Source organism: Vibrio gigantis, from assembly GCF_024347515.1.
In the GTDB taxonomy this organism is placed as follows: Bacteria; Pseudomonadota; Gammaproteobacteria; order Enterobacterales; family Vibrionaceae; genus Vibrio; species Vibrio gigantis.
Map to the genome: position 1 here is coordinate 1,556,483 of NZ_AP025493.1, position 21,145 is coordinate 1,577,627.

The following is a 21,145-nucleotide window of genomic DNA, read 5'->3' on the forward strand; positions in this document are numbered from 1 at the left end:
TAGGCTGACTTAACTATAATTCAGCTCTAGCTTTGTCTGGCGAATAGTGCAAAATTGCCATCGAAGTTGGAGACAACAACATCTCACCTTCCGCATGACCTGGTTTTACATCTCTCAGGTTGGTATCACATATGGTCACCCAGTTTTGATCGCGATCCTTAGGTAACGAAAAACGTGCAGGTGCATTGGTTTGGTTGATTAAGTAAATCAACTCGTCACCGTCTTTACCAATTCCCAGGTGCAGTGCCACCGAGCTTAAACGGTTCCAATCGTCATGCTCCATTAATGTGCCATCGACACGGCTCCAGAAGATGCGGTTAGAGTTACGCTTTTCACCACTGAATGCCTTAATAAATGGCACCATGTATTGCTGACGCGCAGAAATCATTTCAGATAACCAAGTCTTGAAGTAAGTCTTGCGCTCTGAATCTTCCCAGTTAAGCCAACTTGTCACACCGTCTTGACAGTAAGCGTTGTTGTTACCTTTTTGAGTATGAGATAACACATCAGCCGTCAAAATATGTGGAATACCAAAAGCAAACAGCAAGCTCGCCATGAAGTTGCGTTTCTGCTTTTCACGCGTTGCGATAACCAATAGGTTTTCGGTTTCGCCCTCTACACCGTAGTTTTCAGAACGGTTATCACCGTGACCATCGCGGTTGTTCTCACCATTTTCTTCATTGTGCTTATGCTTGTACGACACAAGGTCTTGCATAGTGAAACCATCATGGTAAGTGATGTAGTTTACGGTGAGTTTGTACGGCCAGTGCGCCGCACTGTAGATATCGCGAGAGCCCATTAAGCGAGTCGCAAACTCTTTCAGGTAGCCTTGATCACCGCGCCAGAAGCTACGAGTGATATCTCGTAGTTTGTCGTTACACTCATTCCAACCTAGCGGGAAATTACCGACTTGGTAACCATTAGGGCCAATATCCCACGGTTCTGCGATGAGTTTGGTTTCTTTCAGTACCGGGTCTTGAGCAACGGCTTTGAAAAAAGCGGCTTCAGGATTGTAGTTGTCACCTTCGCGCCCCAGTGTTGCTGCCAAATCAAAACGGAAGCCGTCGACTTGGAATTCACTCACCCAGTACCGAAGCGTATCCATCACTAAGTTGAGTGCAGGTTGGTGAGTGAGGTCAACAGTGTTACCACAACCAGTAAAGTTCGCGTAATGACAGCCATGTTTGATGTAGTAGCGGCTATCTAGCGCTTTTAGGTTGAAGGTTGTGCCGCCTTCACCACCTTCTGCTGTGTGGTTGTAGACAACGTCGAGAATGACCTCGATACCATTGCGGTGCAGCTCACGAATCGCAGTCTTAAGTTCAGTAACCGCGTCTTTCTCTGCATAGCGAGGGTCTGGCACCATGAACAAATATGGGTTGTATCCCCAATAGTTCACTTTCCCCATATCCAATAGATGAGGTTCGTGCATACATGCCGCAATAGGTAAAAGTTGTAGAGAGTTGATGTTTTGTTGTTTGTAGAACGCAAGCATTTCAGGGCTGACTAATCCCAAGTAACGGCCTTTAGTGTTGGTCTCTACTTCTGGATGAAGTTGAGATAAGCCTTTTACATGGGTTTCAAAAAGAACGGTCTCTTCACGGTTGATTCGCGGCTTTTCCACATCTTGCCAATCGAAGGTATCATCGACAACAACACATTTCGCCATAGCAAAGCTTTTTTCATTGGTATATGGCGTGATGTAATCGAGCGGTTCACTGATTGCTTTGGCGTAAGGGTCTGAAAGTAGGATAGAGCCATTGTCTGTCTCAGCAATGAAACCGTATTTTTGTCCTGCTTTAATACCTTCAATAAATACATATCTGATATCAGCGTATTCATTTTCCAATTTATAAGTAGTGAATTCATCGTTCTCATCAAAAAGAGCGAGAGAGAGAGATTTACAGTCAGGAGAATAAATTGAGAAGTTGCAGCCAGTGTTACCTAGCGTTGCGCCTAGCGGATACGGGCGAGCGAGCGTTCTAGTCATTGCTTGATTTCTTGTTCGTTTATCAACATCAGTGAACTATAAGTAAAAAGCTTTGTCCCAGTAAGGTCAAGCAACTTCACAGAATAATTATTGTTAAAAAAATAATTTACCGATTAGGTTCAAATTATATATTTGAAGTAGATCTCACTTATGCTGAATAATTAGATCTGAGTGCTGTCTACTCCTCCTAGATTAAGTGATCCACCTCTTTAAAACACCGTTCTGTATATTTTCTACTCCCCTCTAGTCCCCCTTAATTAAGTGAGGGGTGGAGGAAGTCAAACTTGTCATCCCCTCTTAATATTGACCCCGTTGAAACGAATCAGGGGAAACCCTAAACCTCTCTATCTTACGTCCGCCATTACTGCCTTTGGTTGTCGCAAGAGAGCAAAAATATAAAAACCTAAAATAAATCGTCCTTAATGGAGTTAAGAATGAAAAAAGTAAGTTTGATTGCTGCTGCAGTGGCAACTACATTAGCTGCTGGCTCTGCGTTCGCTGTAGATTTTAATGGTTACATGCGTGCTGGTATTGGTATTAGTGGTAATGGTGAAGGTGATGTATCGTTTATGAAGAACGGTATTGGTCGTCTAGGTAACGAAAACGACAATTACTATGAGTTTGGCCTTTCTGAAGAGCTTGAGTCAGGTGAGCAAACTTGGCGTGTTGAGTCTATGATTGCTCAAGGCAATGATGGCGCAGCTGGCTGGGAAGACGGAGATTTCAACGTGGCACAGTTTGCAGTAAAAGCAAAGGGTGTATTAGCGTTTGACCGTGATGCGACACTATGGGCTGGTAAAACATATTACCAACGTAAAGATATTCATATTACCGATTTCTACTTTTTGAATACATCAGGCACTGGTGGTGGTATTGAAAACATTTCATTAGGCGATCAGAAACTATCTGTGGCTGTTCTTCAAGATGGTGAGACTGCAGATAGTACTGGCTATATTGCAGATGTCCGTTTAGCAAATATAAAGCTAGCTCAAGATACTTCATTGGAAGTTGCATTAGCATACAATTTTGCTACTGAGAAAGATGATAAAACTCAGGATGCTGATGATGGTTTAATGGTAACTGGTATATTGCACCAAGGTTTAAGCAACGGTTTTAACCAGACGATTCTTCAATATGGTACTAGTGGTTACGGTAAACAAGTTGCAGAGTTCGGTTCTGGCGCTTGGTACGATCGTGGTACAAGCACTTACAACGATGCCAGTGCTTTCCGTGTTATCAACTGGGGTGTAATTAACCTTGGTGAAGATTGGGAGCTTGGTCATCAGCTATCTTACCACCACGGTATGGACTTAGTTTCGGGTAAAGGTGACTCTGATTTGTACACAGCTGTAGTACGTCCTATGTACAAGTGGGACGACACAATGAGAACTGTGTTCGAAGGTGGTATTTCTGCGGGGGAAGTCGATGTACCTGGAGCAACTAAAGTTAAGCAAGGTGGCAGTAAGTTTACAGTAGCTCAAGCGTGGGCTATGGGTGATAGCTTCTGGGCTCGTCCTGAAATCCGTGTTTACGGTTCTTACATCACTGATGATGAAGGAACAACATTTGGTGACAAAGGCGACTCTGACTTCGTCGTTGGTATCCAAGCTGAAGCTTGGTGGTAAACACTTAGCTTAACCAATCCTAAACTGTCCTAATTCATAGCCGGCTCGCGTCGGCTATTTTTTTAAGGAATGTACGATTAAGTAGATCGTTCCCTAGGTGAATAGTTTTCTTTGTGGTAATTAAAGTTAGTAAATTTCTTAAAAAAATAACAAGAAGGAAGAGTTATGTATTTTAAAGCTCTGATGTTGAGTGGCTGTGTTGCGTTGGCCGGTTGTCAATCTGCGCAAGTAGTCGAGCAAGTGCAAATTGCACAGGCTGAACAAGTTAACTCAATTGCTGGTCTTCAATTTGCTTCAATGAAGCTTCCAAGCTCGGCAATTTTTGATGTAACACCAAATAGCCAAATATTAAACTACCAAGGTATAAATAGCCCAGTAGTCGCGATTGAGCTTCCTGCAAATCGCGGTGAGTATTCTATTAAGATCACAAGCATGATTGGCGAAACGGCGTTCGTGCCTAATGCGGTAATTTACGACAAAAACGGTCGTGAGTTAGAGCGGTATGGCAAAGGTAGTTTCAAATACGCGAAACCAAGGTTGCACTTGGGGAACCGTTTGGTTGTTGAGAAGGATTTTTATCCGCCAACGACGTCTGAATCGGTTTATTTGGTTATCTATACTGAACAGCAAGATCTAGATGGCTTTACTGATGTGATTCACCCTGCTCGTTTAGATGCAGAAGGTCGTGGTAATTATTTGCCTGAAATGGAAGATATTCCAGTTCCAAATGCTAATGTAGGTAAGATAGAAGTTACTATTGATAAAGCGAGCTTCTTCTCGTTTGGTTCATCAAGCAGCGAATCTAACGCTAAACCAGCCGCTGCGACTAAGATCGATACGATTCAACCAGAAACACAAACTTACTATCATAATGCCATTCAAGCAGCAGTAGACGCAGACAATATTCCAAAAGCTCTGAGCCTATTAGATGAAGCAAAAGCACTTGGTATCGAAGGCGCGCAAGAAGTATTTGTAAAAGCTGTTAATAAAAAATAATCAAATGGTTTGTAAATACTGATTGATATGAAAAGAAGGGCTCCTAGTTAGGAGCCTTTTTATTGCCTGCAATAAGTGAAAAGGAATATTTATATTCACTGAATACTTAGGTTTAAATAACCACTGACTTACACATAATAATCAATGGCTAATATAAATGGGCGCTCTTGACTATTGATGGTGTTGATTGACTAACTGTTAATTAAAATACTCTTGTCTATTTTACGCTTCTCGAACATCTGAATACGAACTCTATTGACGAATCGCAATTTCATTTACCGTCCCAAACTCGGCTTTCTGAATTTCATATACACTTAAATTAGAAGCTCACACGGAGTCGTTATGCTTTGTACTAAGAACTAAGAACTAAGAACTAAGAACTAAGAACTAAGAACTAAGGCGGTTCGTTACCTCTTAGCACTGATGGTTAGTTAATGAAGGCGAGGGAATGTGTGGTTCACTGAGATTGGTGTTTGTTGAGGACAAAAAAGGGAGACTGACGTCTCCCAAAAGGCTAGCTTGCGCTGGTTTTATTATCGGTTTATTAGAATTCTAAGCTTTAAGGCTTAATTCTTGGTTACTGAAACGACCGCTTTTTCTACATTGTCATCTAACTCATGAATCGCATTCAGAGTGAATGTGTAGTTGCCTGCTTCAGTTACGCTCAATTGGCAGTTACCACCAGTGCCTAGGTCGATAGACCCATCAGCAAGCTCAACTGAGTCACAACCAAAGTTAGGTGTTTTCCAATCTGCATCCGCAAACTTGAAGCCATAATCGCCAGCTTCCAAGTTGCTTGTTACAGAATAAACCCCATTGGCAACAAAACTCATCGCCCAATCATCAGTTGAACCCCATCCATTCATGTCGCCTCGAACGTAAACCGTGGTTTGGCCGTATGGCGGGATGCTCGACACATCTTTATCTGAGTTATCAACCGGAAGGCCAGCTCCTTGTACATCGCCATTTTGGGCTTGTACGAACACGGCTGTTGTTAATGCAGGCACTGTGAAGGTTTCAGCGGCAAAGTTTGCGCCTTTCACTGTATCGTCAGCCGAGTTTTGTTGAACATCGTGAAGTGTAAAGCCAGTAGCTCCGGTGATTTTGAACGACTGAGATTCATTGGTTGAGTTTACAACTGCTACAATCGCATCATTGGTAGGGTCAAGATTTTCCCCCGCAGACACACCATCATCAATAGACATTACAATCAGGCCTTCGACTTGATCTTCGCCAACATTTCGGAAATCGACACGCTTCATGACTTCGTCTGCTGTGTCTAAGCGGAATAGTTCACTTGAGCTACGGATTTTTAGTAGTTCTAGGAATTGTTGCTTAGTCAGCTCAATGTCGTGTGCGTCGGGTTTAGCCGTGCTGTCAGCAATGATAGTTTTGATCAAATCCCAGTTAGCACCATCTTTATCTTGACGTGGTAAGCCAACATTCCAGTTGTTGTCAGTACCATCAAACATTACTCGGTTGTACCAGTCACCTGAATCGTAAGAATCACGCTGCATAGACTTTGAACGTAGCAGTTCAGAGCCCATATGGATGAATGGTATACCTTGGCCTAACATCACGGTAGAAAGCGACACAGACTGCATACGCGCACGCTCAGCTGAGCTAGTGCCAGTGGCGATCTTGTAAGCGTTGTTATCCCAAAGTGTTTGGTTATCGTGTTTAGAAACGTAAGAGATGTTCTCTGAAGGCATCTTGGTGTAGCCAGCGGGCGCGCCGTTGTAATCAACGTTTTTACCCAGTTTGGTGTCGCCTTTGTAATCAATCAACACGTATTCAGCGAGGTTACCTGCCATCCCTAAACGAACAAGATCTTGGTTGTGTAAACGACCGTTGATCGAATCTTGATCTACTTTGGTTTCTTCATTGGCGATCGCGGCGTTACCGAAGCCTTGGTTAAAGCGAAGTGGGTGTTTGCCTTCTGAATCTACGCCACCATCGAATGGGCTACCGCCACGGACAGCGTCACGCAAACGATCTGAGAATGTACCTATCTCAGTGCCAGCCATGTTGATTTGGTTCGCTTGATCGAAGCGTGCATTATCGGCTACTTCGCCGAAATCCCAACCCTCACCGTAGAACAGTGTGTTAGCGTCGATTTTACGTACTTCAGCAAGAGCTTCTACCATCACATCTTTTGGTTGGTGGCCCATTAAGTCAAAACGGAAACCATCCACTTTATAATCGTCAGCCCATACCTTAAGTGAGTCGACCATTAATTTACCCATCATTAGGTTTTCAGTCGCAGTGTTGTCACAACAGGTTGAGTTTTCGACGCCACCAGTGTTTACATTAAGACGGTGGTAGTACCCAGGGACAATCTTATCCAGTACCGACTTATCGTTCACACCAGACGCATTGGTGTGGTTGTATACCACGTCCATGATCAGCTTGAGATCCATGTCGTGCGTGGCTTTCACCATTTGACGGAACTCTAGAATACGCTTCGAACCATTAGGATCTGTCGCGTAACTCCCCTCTGGAACCGTGTAATGGAATGGGTCGTAGCCCCAGTTGAAGCTGTCCAACATGCGTAGGTCATTCATCAACGCTTGTGCATCGCCTGTTGAAGGGTCATAACCATCGAGTACATCTTCGATGACTTTATTTTCGTCTTCGTTACCACATAAAGTAGCCTCAGGTTTTACATCACATAGCTTACCTACGGTGTCAGTAATATCGACACGGCTTGCTTCATCTTCATCAACGGTAGCGATATCGAAAGCTGGCAGGATATGCAGAGTTGTCAAACCGGCATCTTTCAGAGCTTGGAGGTGTTTGACCGATTCACGATCCGCTTCCGTAAGCGCAAGGTATTTTCCGTTCAAGCTTGCAGTGCCTAACTTGTCGCTGAAACTAAAATCACGGAGGTGTGACTCGTAAAGTACATGGTCTTCGTCTTTCTCTACGGTTGGTCGTTCGTAGTCGTCCCAGCTCGCTGGTTTCAAAGTTGAATCATTCAGGTCAATCACTTGAGAGTATGCTGAGTTCTTTGACAAGCTGAGAGAGTACGGGTCTGTGACAAGTCGAGTTTCGATATTGCCTGTAGTTGGGTGGTAGACCTTCACTTGGTAACGGTAATAACTGTTCACTGCGTTCGATACTGCGTCTGTTGCCCAAATTCCCGTTTCCGCACTCTCCGTCATCGGGATGACTTGTGAGCTCTGGAGATCTTCGCTGTACAGGACGAGTTCAACATCTTGCGCAGTAGGAGCCCAAAGTTTGAAGGTAGCCGCACCGCCTTCAACAATCGCGCCTAGTTCTTCACCCATCGCATTACCAGCATCTTTGCTAGCAAATACCGCATCAAGCACACCAGGCTTTTGAACCTCAGTTGAAGAGGTGACGTCACCATTAGCATTGTAGGCAACAAGAATTATCTGAGATTTTAAGATGGTGCGTAACGTATTATCGTCAACATCGATCGATAAAGCAGGTAGGCTTGCTAGATGACGGAAACGCTCTTTTAATTCAGAGGATAGCTCGCCATCTTTGGTTAATTCAACGGCAGTGCCTCCCACGATCTCTCTGTCGTTCATAGTGATGCTGTTATCTAGCGCATAGAACAGTTTCAGAGAGTCAGCGTTGCTTGCCGCTTCCCAAGCGATAGTCTCGGCGTCTAACCAGTGTGCTTTTTGGCCATCAATATTCACTGGGCGCTCTGAGATCGGGTCGTAGTACAACTCGCTGCTGCCATGGAACCCGAATACACCTTGCGAATCACCAAGCTTAGTTAACTCGACTTTTGAATTCGCACTGCCAAATGCCTTCTCATCACCATTGTGCAAGATGAAGTTCATGCATTTATGTGGGTCAGAGGCATCTGGGTCTACTTTTAATACATAGTAGGCACCGTAAGTATCACTGATACCATCGTATTCGTAAGGGCTGTTCCAATCGGTTCCGGTTTCACTCAACCCCATACTGACTAAGTCTGTGCTAGTACAGCCTTCGCCATTCCATAAATGCAGACCCCAGCCTTCATAAGTCGAGCTAGATGTGCTTGCAGCGGCAACATCACGTTTGTAGTAAACAACGACTTCGTTTTCGCCTGCTTTGTATAAGCCACTGTTGCCAGTATCCGTGTCGCTGTCGTTATCACTACCACAGCCTGCGATAAGGGTTGCGGTAAAGAGAGGTAGAATCGCCTTCGCCAAAGTAGAGCGTTTAAAACTTCTCTTTTTAGTAATGTTAAAGGTGCGTTGTAGAGTGATGCTCTTATTCATATTTATGTTGTTCACGTTTGATATCCATATTTCACTTTTTATGAAGATGAATATCCTAGTCTTAACAATGGTCAACTATTTGTGATGGCTATGTATAAAGTTATTTTTAATACGTAAAAATAGGAAACCTAGTGTCAATATCACGCTTTGTATTTGGTTTAAGTTAAATTAATTGGATCAATAACTCATATGTTCGTTACTAATAACCTAAGGCGTAGAAGCTAGGAGTAGAGAATAAGGATGAGAGCTCATCCTTATTAATGTGAGGTGAATACCATTTTGCGAAGCTCTTATTTTTCAATAATAATAAAGTAACATACATTTTCAAGTTCTATTATTAATATTGCCAATAACAACCCCGTTGTTTTTATTTGCAGATATCTGAAATTGCTATAAATTCCATGTGTATTTAGCGGGGGTTAACCCACGCGACTTACTTCTTGTCATCAAAATTTACAGGGCGTAATTGCTGCAGTATGTGAGCTGTTACCCAAAAGGAGTTGATGTTGTCTTCATCTATTCAAATCGCTACCACTTATCTGGTTCTGGTGGCGGTGTCTGTGTTGTTTGCGGAAAGCTCAAAAGCGCTATTGGTGTGGTATTTAGTTATCGGTGTCGTGACGTTTTTTGTGTACGCAAAGGACAAGCGAGCCGCAATTAATGGTAATTGGCGTGTGCCAGAGAAAACCCTGCACATCTTTTCGGTAGCTGGTGGTTGGTTAGGGGCTTTGATCGCTCAAGATAAGCTACGTCATAAAACACAAAAACAGCCTTTCAGAGCGATTTATTGGTTAACAGTGGTTATCAATGTAGCGGCGTTTGTCTGGACGTTAACGCCGAGCGGGCAGGCGATGTTTGGTCGCTGGCTTACTGAGCTGGTGGGGTACTTTTAACGAGAAAAACGGTTAGCACCGGAGTACTAACCGTTAAAATATAGAAGTTATTTGATTAGAGCATCGGAATGGTCGACGCCAATAGCAAGCCTGCCATACCATAGTTGAAGCTTTTGATGCGGACTGGTGTTGTTAGCCAGTGTTGTAACTGCTTGCCTGCTGCTGTCCAGAACGTCACCGATGGCAGGTTAGCTAGCGTAAAAATGGCTGCGATGATTGCAAGCTCCCACCATGAACTGCCGCTGCTATAAACAGAAATGGCTGTCAGTGCCATTGACCAACCTTTTGGGTTAACCCATTGAAAACTTGCCGCGCCAATGAAGGTCATCGGTTTATAAGCTTCAGTGCTTTTCGCTTTTCCACTCTTGGCTATTTTAATTGCGAGGTACACCAAGTACGCAAGGCTCAGGTATTTCAATACTTGGTGAGTCACCGGATAGGCGTTGAAAATCCCCATTAACCCAAAGCCAACCAACAGCAACATAGCCGCAAAACCTAGAGCAATACCCAGCATGTGTGGAATGGTGCGGGCAAAGCCAACATTCGCACCTGATGTCATAAGCATGATGTTATTTGGACCCGGCGTGAAGGTCGAGACAAACGCAAACAAGGCAAGTGCGCTAAGTTGTTCTAAAGGCATAATGGTTCTCCAGCAATAAAATGAACGAAGTGACTGACCGGTCATGACTTTCACGTGTTGAGAAACATAGTAGGTGGAAAGTGAGGCAATTATGTGCTTTTATTTCCTCTATTATCACTAAATGCACAATAATAAGTACTTATGGATAGATTTGACGAAAGGATATTGCAAGAGCTTAAGTTGGACGGCAGAATCTCCAATATTGAGCTCTCAGAGCGAATTGGTTTATCGGCTTCAGCGACGTTAAGACGTGTACAAGATCTTGAACGCAAAGGCATCATTCAAGGTTATCGTGCGGTTCTAGATAACAGTTTAATGGGCGTGGGTTTTATCGCCTACGTTTCGATCGGTTTATCAAGCCACAAAAAATCTGCTCAATTGGAGTTTGAAGAGCACGTTGCTATGGAGAAAGAGGTGGTCGAGTGTCACAACATCACCGGTGCCAATGAGTACTTGTTGCGAGTCGAGACTAAAGACTTACCGAGCTATAAGAAGTTTCATGCCGATGTGCTAGGGGAGTGTGCTCAGGTTCAATCCATCACAACTATGGTGGTGATGGACACCCCAAAAGATGAACGTTAATCGAGCTTAATATTAGGAGCGGCACAGTGCCCAATACCAATCAGTTGTTATTGTTCTTAGATGTGGTTCAACAAGGGTCGTTTACCAAAGCGGCAACCTTACATGACATGGACAATTCCTCACTCTCTAAACAAATCAAGAAGCTTGAGCAAGACTTGGGTGTTCAGCTACTCAACCGTTCTACTCGTTCGTTTTCTTTGACGTCGGCAGGGGAGGATATCCTCGCGCAAACCTACGTGTTGAAAGACACCATCAATCAGATTCAAGGCATTGCTGATTCGTACCAGTCAGAGCCAAAAGGCGTGCTGCGCATTACTTCGCCGATCTATTTTGGTCAGCAATACCTGCAACCTATCATCACTCAGTTTATGAGAAAGTACCCGGATGTTCAGATCGTACTTTCACTAGACGATAAGATCGCCAACATCATTGCAGGGCAGTTTGATATTGCCTTTCGTTTCAGTAAGCTGGTGGAATCGAATCTGATTGCGAAGAAGATAGCCGACAGTAACTTCATGCTGGTCGCCTCGAATGACTTTGTGAAGCAGCATGGTGAGCCGAAAACGCCACAAGATCTGCTGTCTCTGCCTGCGGTGATTTATACCAATGGTGACATGACCGTTGATCACCTGCGTATTAGTGAAGAGCCGTATGGCAACACTTTCCAGAGCCTGACGATTCGTGGTAACTACAAGGTGAGTGATGTTCGTACTATGGTGTCTTGTGTGAAAGATGGCTTAGGTTATGGTTTCCTTGATCAATCAAATCTGTACGCCTCCATGAAAGAGTTGGGCTTAGTGACACTGCTTCCTGATTACGCTATCTCAACAGCGGATACTGCTATTTACGCCGTCTACCCACACCGTAAGCAGACCAAGCTAGTAAAAGAGTTCATCACCTCAGTGCAAGATTATATTGGGTCACCAACGATTTGGGAGAAGATGCAGCAAGATTAACGAGTTCTCTGCCATATCAAATCAAAAAAGAAGCCAGAACGTCGCACGAACTGGCTTCTTTTTACTTTTTTAGCGCTCACTAATTTACAATGTAAAGTTCAGCTATAGCTAGTGTGAGCGGCTCTTTTTCCACAAAGAGTACGTCTTCAATCGAAGTTAGTGCTCGTGAATCACCTCTTTACCACTTGGGTAAGCTTTTGAACCCAGTACATGACCGTCTACTTCTTTACCATAGTAGCCTTGATGGTTGTGGTAACGCTCTGCATTCGCAGCCACATCGCCTTTGTACCTCGGATCTTGTGGGCGCTCATGGCTATTTACAAACGCGGCCACATCCCATGCCTCTTGAACTGAAAGTTGCTGACTCTTACCAAGTGGCATGTTTTCGTAAATGAAATAAGCCGCTGTGTTTATGCGGTGCATTCCCGCGCCCCAGTTAAACGCGTTCTCGCCCCACAGCGGTGGGAAGTAAGAGCGACCATCGGCCCCTTTAATGCCTTCGCCATTTTGACCATGACACGTTTGACAGCTGGTTTGGTAAACCTTCTCGCCACGTGCGATAGAAGGTTCTTGTTCTGGGTTAGCGATCTTAGGGTAGCCACGACCTGCTAATTTACTGCGATCATCGATTGGGTATTTGCTTAACAGCTCTTGAGGAAGAGGGAAGCTTTCTGCTTTACCGCCGACTTGTAAATCTGCATCGCTGAGCTCGGGAACGGGTGTGTCTTGCATGCCGTTCTTATCTAACATGCCACCCATCGCCAACCAGTAGGAGTAAGCGCTGAGTGCGACCAGTTCTTTTGAGTCTAAGGCTGGTGCGATTCCGTTCATTGAATAGGTGAAACAGCCTTGAATACGCTCAGCGTAGCTGTTGACCTTGTCGTTTTTCTTACGATAAGCCGGGTAGGCCATGTACGCGCCCCAAAGTGGCGCTGCATTGGGCTTCATGCCTGCTTGCATGTGGCAGTTAACACAGTTTTGCTCGTTGCCGACGTATTCGCCGCGCATCTGTTGCGAGTCAACAAACAGTGAGTAACCTAATTTTACTTTGTCGCCAAATTCTCCTGCTGGGATATCCACTAAGTCGCGTGGCACTAGGTACTTGTTGTCTTTCACTTTTTCGACGGCTGGCAGTTCGGTTTGGCTATCGGGTAATTCACCGTCGGCATAAGCGAGTCCAGAGGCAAGGGTTGCGGTGATTAAAAGTAGTGTTTTCATGCTAGCCCTTTAGTATCGAAAAGATGCGAAGTAGTAAGACAGGTTTTTGATCTCATCGTCGGTCAATTTGCCTGCGATGTTGCCCATCATGTTCAAATCATCACCCTTGCGAGTGCCGTTTTTCCATGCGTTAAGCTGAGATTGAATGTAGTCGGCATGTTGGCTCGCAAGGCGTGGAAACTTGTCTACGCCCATTCCGCTTGGTCCGTGACAGGTAGCACATGCTGGAATGTTTCGGTCCCAATCACCTTGAAATACAAGCTTGCGATATGGGTTCTCGATATCCGCTTGTGAGCCACGCTGTTCTAAGTCCGTGAATTCGTATGAAGGGAGAGAGGCAAAGTATTCGGCAACCTCACGACGAATAGCAGGAGCAGACACGCCATCGGCCATGCCTTTCATAATCGCGCTTTGACGCTCTCCACTAGAGAATAAAATCAATTGATGTTCTAGGTAGTCAGCATTCAGCCCAGCAAGCATAGGGGCGATGTTAGGCATACCTTTCCCGTCAGCTTGATGGCACCCGCTACAGGTTTCTGCGGCTTCGGGCATAGGGTTAGGCGCTGCTTGTGCAAAGCCGGATAAAGAAAGGCTTCCTAAAGCAGCGATGCAAAGCGTGAGAGTTTGAGTTTTTATATTCAGCTTAATCATGAGGCGTCGCTATTGGTTGTAATGCACGCATTTTCGACATAATTGATTGCTCGCGCTATTGTGGATTTCCACATTAATTCACTGGGAACTTGAGGAGAGTCTCACGTAAATAGGCTCAATCAGCCTGTTTTGACCCTAGAGATAAGCATAGTTGTTTGAGGGAGGTGGGGCTAAAACTTAAAGGGAGCTGGTGAAAAAAAGAGCAACTCTGAATGATGAAGTTGCTCTGTTTATTTTATTGTTGGACGAAAATTACAGAGAATTAGACCTTGTAGATCTTCGCCGGAAGTGCCTGTCTTGCTGCTGCGCCGACTACCCAATCAAGCATGACTCCTTTGCCTTCTCTTGTCGGGTCAATTAAGCCAATATCATTAATGTTAACGCCATCGTTGGATTTCATCTTCACTGGTTGTTGTGTATCGCCAATCCAGTGTGCACGTTCCCCGAGCTCTTTGTGACCAAAGCCATGTTCAAAGCCTAGTGTTCCCGGTTTGATGCCATCAATCACCATCGCCAGTGCTTTTGTCGTTGCGCTCGGCGTTTCAATGGCAAATACGTCACCGGTTTTGATGCCCGCTGAAGAGGCATCTTGCGGGTGAATGTACACCGGATTCACACCCTTGATAGATTCTAAGCGTGGTGACAAGTTAGACACCGCACTATGAATATTGGATTTAAAGTTAGTCAGGGTGAATGGCCACTCTTTTGTTGGGAACTGCTCAGCTAAAGGTGTGCCGTCTGCAAGCTTTTGCGGATGCCACGTAGGGCAACCCATGTACTGCTCGCCACTGATGGTATTGCGAGAAGTACCGAGCTTTTCGTTCCAGATAGCTAGTGGTTTGGTCCATTTGTACTTCATGGTTTCGTTGGTGTAGGCATTGGTGGCGTCCTCAAAACGACCGCCACGTGCAAAAATGTACGCTACCTTGAGCATCTCTTCTGGCTTGAGCGTTTTGTTCATCACAGGTATTAGGCGCTCTAGGCCAGACCAAACAATGTCTTCAACCTCAACATTCGGCACGCCGCCTTTGGCAAATGCTAGGTTCGCCGCAGAGCGCAGGTAGAAGTCTTCTGCACCGTGGATACCGTGCCAATTGCCTTGGTTGTCTTTGATTGCATTATCACCAAAGCCGCCTAGATCGAGCGCTTTCGCAACATCAATAAAGAAGTTCTCTAGGTTGATGGCGCGTCCGTCTTGCGTGCGTGAGGTTTTAGGCTCAACAATCGGCCAACGAGCGGTGATCGCTTTAGTTGCAACGCCATGCCAAGGTGTTGCCATGCCCCAGCTTTCGTAGGTTACGGTGTCAGGCACGAGATAATCCGATAGCGCTGTGGTTTCATTGATGAAAGCATCGATAGAGACGATCAAACCCAGTTGCTTTGGATCTTTAAGCTTTTCGCCTAGCAGGTTATCTAAACCCGGTACGCCATAAAGTGGATTCGCCATGTGGTTGATCCACGCTTTTGCACGGTAAGGGTAGCCATCAATGGCCGCTGATAAATGCTCGGTTAACAACGGTGCAGAGATCGGGTACCAAGGCGCGCGCGTTGGATATGGAGATTCACCGGCAGCAACACGGCGTTTGTATTCGCTGGTTTTGTGATACGGGAATTTACTACGAGACAAGAACACACCTTGCGGCTTTGTCTTACCCTTGAACTTGGTAAAGTCATAACGAGGGCCTGCAACAGAAGTTGGGTAGCCACCCGCTTTTGCCATCGCACCACCTTTCGCGTTGATGTTACCGATCAGCGCGTTCAGCATTAGGATAGAGAACGAATTGTAGAAGCCATTAGTGTGCATGTTGCCACCGTGAGTATCGACGACGGCTTTTGTCCCGTAACTGGTGAAGCGTTTCGCCAGTGCAATAATCTGATCTTGTGGGATTTCACACTGCTCGCTGTAATAAGCAAGGTCATACTTGAAGGCTTCTTCTTTCAATCTTTGTAGAGAAGACTTCACACGAACGCTCTGACCATCGATTTCTGCGTCTTGATCGACAAATAACGCCGCCTCTTCGACCTGAACATTTGATGTTAATAGTGACGTTGTCACATCTAGTGCGATAAATGCATCATCATCAGACATCGGTTCGCCTGTTTCTAGCAAGCCAATATCAGATGCGCGAAGCATGCGTCCGTTTTGTGGGTGCGTTTCGTCGCTGATCACTAGGTGAGATGCATTACACCAGTGTGTAGTACCTGCTTTCTTCATCGCTTGTGCGCTCGGGCGAGACAAGAAATTATGATTGTAGCGCTGATTTTCGATGATCCACTGGATCATCCCCAGAACTAATGCTGAATCGGTGCCTGGTTTGATCGGAAGCCAGTTGTTGCGATCACCCGCTGCAAGGCTTGACGATCCTGCAGGAAGGCTTGGTGTCACAATGGTGTAGCTCAGTTTTCCGTTTGTACGAGCCTCTGCTAGTTGTCGTGCTTGGCGCTTAAACGGGTTGCCTGCTTGAGCCGGAGACATTCCAATAAACAGAATGAATTCTGCGTTGTTAAAGTCGGGTTTTAAGTGCGAGAACTTGTCTAAGTCATTCATGATCGCGCCAGAGCCTGCTCGGAATGCATAGCCACAGTAAGAGCCGTGGTGGCCGAAGTTACGAGTACCATAGCTGTTAAACGCAAAGCGTTTCAAGATATCATCACGGCCTTCATTGCCGGCATTGGTTACCAATAACTGGTTGGCTTTTGGGCCGTATTCAGGGTTGTTTGGATCTAGCGGTGTTTCGATGTCGCGAATCGAGCGTAAGCCTTCCACTTCGCCTTCACCGAACAAGTCACCCCCTTCGGTGATCTCAGAGATTAGCTGTTCGTAGCTGATTGGTTCCCACTTGCCTTCACCACGCTTACCAACACGTTTTAGCGGTTGAGTGATTCGGTATGGGCTGTTTTGAATCTCTAACATGCCGTTACCACGGGCGCAGGCTGTCGAGCGATTATTTATGCCTGATTCACCAGACAAGCCAATGTAGGCATCTTTCACCGGTGTTTTGAACGGGATTTGCTGATCACTTGATAGCGGGTGATATGGGTTACCTGAGATACGTAAGATCTCATCGTTGCGGTTATCGATACGCACACGCAAGCCACATAGTGTCCAGCAGCCAAAACACATTGATGGAGCCACGCGTTGGTTTGGGTTTGGCGAGATCTTACCTTGTTCATCGACACTGTATTCCGTCTCTAACGAGTTACCGTGATGGATGTGTTTAGTTTTCTTACCCGCAGTGCCATCGATAGCACCGTGAACCATGTGTTTTGTGGTTGTCGCATAACCTGCAGCAAAAGCTCCAACACCACCGGCAGCAAGGCCTGCTTTTAAAAATTGACGACGTTTGTTATCCATGATGATTCCTCAGACTACAAGCTATGTGAGTGGGTAAGTGGTGACGATGTTTTTGTCGATACGACTTCAGAAGCGAACAACGCAAGTGCTAACCAGAGACCACACATACCGACAATGCCAAGTAAACCTGAGCTACCCATTGGCAGTTCATAAGGGAATGCACCTACATCAAAACGTGGAATGGTTTGAACTTCCATCATGGTTACCCAGCGTACTGCCCATGCCGAAACTATGGTCGCAAGTGCTACACAGATAATTCCTAACTTGCTTTGAGATAAGCGTTGTAGAGGTAGAACCAAGATCATGCACAACAAAATGCTGGTGGTCATGATGCCCAAATTAATGCCCCAAGCGTTGTCCTCATACAGGTCGAAGTGACCATGGTTAGAAGCCCAAATCGACGTAAGAATGATGGCAAGGCCGCCCGTTAACGTAATGGTTCTTTGGACCAGAGCGAGGTCTGTCGGTTTTAAGCTAGGCTTGCTTGAAGGCAGCAAAGCCCAAATCAACAGCGTTAAGCCCGTTGCAGCAAAAAATGCAGTCGTAAACCAAAGCAGTGGAGAAGCCGGTTGATGCCAAAGCGGTCGGCTCGCCAAAATTGCAATCTCGGCACCTGTATAGAGCGCGATGCTTAGGCCCGAAATGGCCGTCACAGCAGCGAGTACAATCATTAGTTTTGCTGAAACCTGCCATTGGCCTAGGGTTAACCAAGACAAGCGCTTTAGAAGCGGGTTTTCACTTTCTTTAAGTTGTGCGATGTCATCACGCAAGTAAACCCAAGCCGTCGCGACAGCCAGACCAGAGAACAAAGGAAGAAACAGAGAACCCAGTGACATCCATGACCAAGGCGTGATGTGTGCGTAGAAGTGCCACGCACGTCCAGGTTGGTGTAAGTCACCAGTAAGGGCTAATGGTCCAACAATGGCGCCAATGGCCATCACTAGTACAAGAGCTGAGCGGAATTGATGACTGGTCGAGTTTTTGAAGATCAGGGCTATCAAAAACAGAATAGCCGCCGCGTAGGCTGAACCAATGTAGAAGAAATATTGAACCGCCCACGGTAGCCAAGCAATCTCTTGAGCGGGAACTAACACCTCGGTGATATTCATGCTGTCTCTCCTTGTTTGCTAGAAGATGAGTTATCAATGGCGGCAGGATCATAAATCGCAGGTTGCCCTTCAATGTGACTAACGAATCGCTCGTTCATGCCGATATAGAAAACATGTGGGTTGGTATTCTGCTCTGGCTTGAGCACTTTGATGTCGTCTTGGTTCTCATTGAGCAGGCGGTTGATTTCGCTGTTTGGATCTTTCAGGTCACCGATGACACGAGCGCCGCCGACACAGGTTTCGACACAAGCGGGTAGCAAGCCATCTTCAAGGCGATGTGCACAGAAGGTGCATTTGTCGGCGGTCAGTGTGTCGTGGTTAATGAAGCGAGCATCGTAAGGGCAGGCTTGAACACAGTAGGCACAAGCTACGCAGCGTTCGTTATCGACCATCACAATGCCATCTTCACGTTGGAAGGTAGCTTGAACGGGGCAGACTTTAATGCACGGTGCGTTGTCGCAGTGATTACACAGGCGAGGCAGCATGAATGACTTCACCTCTTGTTGAGTTGTTGAACCATCATCAAGGGATACTTCATACTGTTTTACAGTGGTTCTGAACTGGCCAATTGGTGCTTGGTTTTCAATGCTACAGCCAACAGTGCATGCCTGACAGCCTACGCATTTACGCAAATCAATCGCCATGGCGTAGCGTTTACCCATTTCGCCTTTACGGTCTGGTTGGTTGTTGTTGCGAATGGCTGTACTGGCAACTGCGGTGTTGATTCCTGTAATGGGAATGAGCGCAGCACCAGCGGAAACTTTGCCGAACTGGCTGAGAAACCGTCTTTTCAATGAGTCCATATTGGTACCTATAAATGGGTATTGGTTCTGTTGAGCTCATTGTCAGATTTTGACCCTATACGGGGTATTGTGGATTTCCACATTCCCAGGTCAAAGTTGATCTAGAACAAATGTGGTTTTCGCTATCTAGCTGTTATGCTTTATTTAAAAGCGCTTTAACGCATTGAGAAATCATTGAATAGGTAACCCGATTGAATAAAGAGATGTCCATGACCGATCGCAACCTCATCACATTCATCAGTACGTGCTGGCTGAGCTTGAGTGCAGGTATTTGTGTCGCTGCTCAAACGGAACCGGTTTCGGTAGCGACAAATACGATTGAATCAGACCAGACGATTGAAGTGGGTGTTTTAGCCATCAGGGGCAAACTTGCAGCGCAACAACGCTGGCAACCAACGATGGACTGGTTGTCTGAGCGTATCCTAGGAAAACACTTTGTTCTCAAGCCTTTTAATTTGGAAGAGATGGCGGAAGCGGTAAAGAAGGTCGAGGTCGATTTTGTTATCACTAATCCCGGCCAGGCGGTTCGTTTAGGGCGTCAGTATGACCTCTCTTGGATGGCGACTATGACTAGCCACAATTACGACGACCAAAGTGTGAGCAGCACGCGCAGTATCGGATCGGCCTTGGTGGTCAGAAGAATGTCACCGTATATCTCATTTGAACAACTGAGCGGAAAGCCGATTGCCGCGGTTTCTGAAAACGCGTTTGGTGGTTATCTCACCATGCGCTATCAAGTGATGCAGGAAGAGCTGAACCCTAACCATTTTTTCTCTAATACTCATTTCTTGGGCTTCCCGATTGATGCGAGTCTGTATCAACTTCGAGAAGGCCATATTGAAGCGGCAGTGGTTCCTGCCTGTTTGGTTGAAAACATGATCAGCGAAGGATTGTTGGTGGCTGATCAATATCGTGTCATCGGCAACCAAGCGCCCGAAGGGTTCCGGTGCCAAGTTTCTACACCTTTGTATTCCAACTGGTCATTTGCCAAAACGGAGCGAGCCTCTTCTGCACTGGCTAAGCAAATGAGTCAGGTGCTATTTGCGATGCCAAAAAGCAGTGCGCCTGCCATTGCAGCGAACGCCTCGGGCTGGACATCACCAACCAGTTTGCTGCCTATCGACAAGCTCTATCAGCAACTCGACATGCACCCATTGCAACAGCCATGGTGGAAAGAAGCGTTAATCTGGCTTAAGTACAATCAGCAATGGGCATGGGCGTTTTTCTTGTTAGTGGTGTTTTTGAATGCTTACCACTTTTGGCTTGAGTACAAGTTCAGCCGTAGCAAAAAGCAGTTAGAAGCGACACTTAACAAGCTAAAGAGTAAGAGTGAACAGTTAGAACATTCTCAACGCATTGCCGTCGTGGGCGAACTGGGGAGCAGCCTTGCACATGAGATCAATCAACCTTTGGCGGCTATTCGAAACTACAGTGAAGGTGGTCTGCTACGTATTTCCAAAAACAAACCAATCACCGATATTGAGCCGGTCTTTGAGAAGATCCAATCACAAGTGGATCGTGCAGACGCGATCATTCAGCGCCTAAGAAACATGATAAAGAAACGCTCAGCAGAAAAGTCAAAGGCCGATATAGAGCAGTTGCTAACGGACACTATTGAGCTACTGCAATTCCGCCTTGAACAGCACCAAATTACCATTGAGCGCTACGTCGTTGGTCGACCTATTGAGGTCTATATTGACCCTGTGGGCCTCCAACAAGTGATAGTCAACCTTATCAACAATGCGACCGATGCGTGTAATGCCCAGCAGCAGCAGCGCGCGATGTCTGATATTGATAACAAAAACGACGAGCCAGCGACAATTAAAGTGATTACCGAGTATCAAGCCGATAAAATGATGTTGTCGGTTATCGATAATGGCACCGGATTAGATTTTGCCGAGCATCAAGTGACTCAAGCCTTTGTGAGCAGCAAAGAAAACGGTTTGGGTCTAGGGCTTGCGATATGCCAAGACGTAATTGAAGACCACAGCGGTCAAATGAGCATTACGTCTCTCACCCCACATGGTTGTCACGTCGTGGTGACATTACCTTTCTCTCTTTCAAATGATTCATGAGGAATCTT

14 protein-coding genes are annotated in these 21,145 nt (G+C 45.8%); 6 read left to right on the forward strand and 8 right to left on the reverse strand.

What is annotated here, in order from left to right; translation table 11 throughout:
• Positions 1-13: 13 nt before the first annotated feature.
• The gene (gene glgX / locus OCV56_RS23010; protein WP_086714837.1) at positions 14-1,990 is read right to left on the reverse strand and encodes a glycogen debranching protein GlgX; all 1,977 of its coding nucleotides are present in this window, start codon (positions 1,988-1,990) and stop codon (positions 14-16) included.
• 434 nt (positions 1,991-2,424) lie between these two features.
• Here glgX and lamB point away from each other — a divergent pair, with 434 nt between their 5' ends.
• The gene (gene lamB, locus OCV56_RS23015) at positions 2,425-3,615 is read left to right on the forward strand and encodes a maltoporin LamB (protein ID WP_086714838.1); all 1,191 of its coding nucleotides are present in this window, start codon (positions 2,425-2,427) and stop codon (positions 3,613-3,615) included.
• A 165-nt stretch (positions 3,616-3,780) separates the two neighbouring features.
• Positions 3,781-4,611 (forward strand): MalM family protein, encoded by an 831-nt coding sequence (locus tag OCV56_RS23020; protein ID WP_086714839.1) that lies wholly within the window; start codon positions 3,781-3,783, stop codon positions 4,609-4,611.
• 566 nt (positions 4,612-5,177) lie between these two features.
• On the opposite strand, the gene pulA is transcribed toward OCV56_RS23020, so the two are convergent.
• Entirely contained in the window at positions 5,178-8,819 is a 3,642-nt protein-coding gene (pulA, locus tag OCV56_RS23025) for a pullulanase-type alpha-1,6-glucosidase (RefSeq protein ID WP_086714902.1), read from the reverse strand.
• Positions 8,820-9,358: 539 nt separating this feature from the next.
• On the opposite strand from pulA, the gene OCV56_RS23030 reads away from it, so the two are divergent.
• Entirely contained in the window at positions 9,359-9,748 is a 390-nt protein-coding gene (locus OCV56_RS23030) for a DUF1294 domain-containing protein (RefSeq protein ID WP_086714840.1), read from the forward strand.
• 55 nt (positions 9,749-9,803) lie between these two features.
• Here the strand turns inward: OCV56_RS23030 and OCV56_RS23035 are convergent, their stop codons facing one another.
• The gene (locus OCV56_RS23035) at positions 9,804-10,388 is read right to left on the reverse strand and encodes a LysE family translocator (RefSeq protein ID WP_086714841.1); all 585 of its coding nucleotides are present in this window, start codon (positions 10,386-10,388) and stop codon (positions 9,804-9,806) included.
• Positions 10,389-10,529: 141 nt separating this feature from the next.
• Between OCV56_RS23035 and OCV56_RS23040 the strand changes: the two genes are divergently transcribed.
• Positions 10,530-10,970, forward strand: a complete 441-nt coding sequence (locus OCV56_RS23040) for an Lrp/AsnC family transcriptional regulator (RefSeq protein WP_060980634.1) — start codon at positions 10,530-10,532, stop codon at positions 10,968-10,970.
• A 26-nt stretch (positions 10,971-10,996) separates the two neighbouring features.
• Positions 10,997-11,926: a LysR family transcriptional regulator gene (locus tag OCV56_RS23045; protein ID WP_086714842.1), complete on the forward strand. Its 930-nt coding sequence runs from the start codon at positions 10,997-10,999 to the stop codon at positions 11,924-11,926.
• Between the two features lie 156 nt (positions 11,927-12,082).
• Here OCV56_RS23045 and OCV56_RS23050 read toward each other — a convergent pair whose 3' ends face one another.
• The 5 genes from OCV56_RS23050 to dsrO form a co-directional block, all read right to left on the reverse strand.
• Positions 12,083-13,144, reverse strand: coding sequence for a c-type cytochrome (locus OCV56_RS23050; RefSeq protein ID WP_086714843.1), 1,062 nt, complete (start codon positions 13,142-13,144; stop codon positions 12,083-12,085).
• A 9-nt stretch (positions 13,145-13,153) separates the two neighbouring features.
• Positions 13,154-13,795 (reverse strand): c-type cytochrome, encoded by a 642-nt coding sequence (locus tag OCV56_RS23055; protein WP_086714844.1) that lies wholly within the window; start codon positions 13,793-13,795, stop codon positions 13,154-13,156.
• A 262-nt stretch (positions 13,796-14,057) separates the two neighbouring features.
• A complete protein-coding gene (locus OCV56_RS23060; protein ID WP_086714845.1) occupies positions 14,058-17,150 on the reverse strand; it encodes a tetrathionate reductase subunit A in 3,093 nt (1,030 codons plus the stop codon).
• 14 nt (positions 17,151-17,164) lie between these two features.
• The gene (gene nrfD / locus OCV56_RS23065) at positions 17,165-18,259 is read right to left on the reverse strand and encodes an NrfD/PsrC family molybdoenzyme membrane anchor subunit (protein ID WP_086714846.1); all 1,095 of its coding nucleotides are present in this window, start codon (positions 18,257-18,259) and stop codon (positions 17,165-17,167) included.
• A complete protein-coding gene (gene dsrO, locus OCV56_RS23070; RefSeq protein WP_086714847.1) occupies positions 18,256-19,062 on the reverse strand; it encodes a sulfate reduction electron transfer complex DsrMKJOP subunit DsrO in 807 nt (268 codons plus the stop codon). The genes nrfD and dsrO overlap by 4 nt, the downstream gene beginning before the upstream one ends.
• Before the next feature lie 209 nt (positions 19,063-19,271).
• On the opposite strand from dsrO, the gene OCV56_RS23075 reads away from it, so the two are divergent.
• Positions 19,272-21,137, forward strand: a complete 1,866-nt coding sequence (locus tag OCV56_RS23075) for a sensor histidine kinase (protein WP_086714848.1) — start codon at positions 19,272-19,274, stop codon at positions 21,135-21,137.
• Positions 21,138-21,145: the final 8 nt, after the last annotated feature.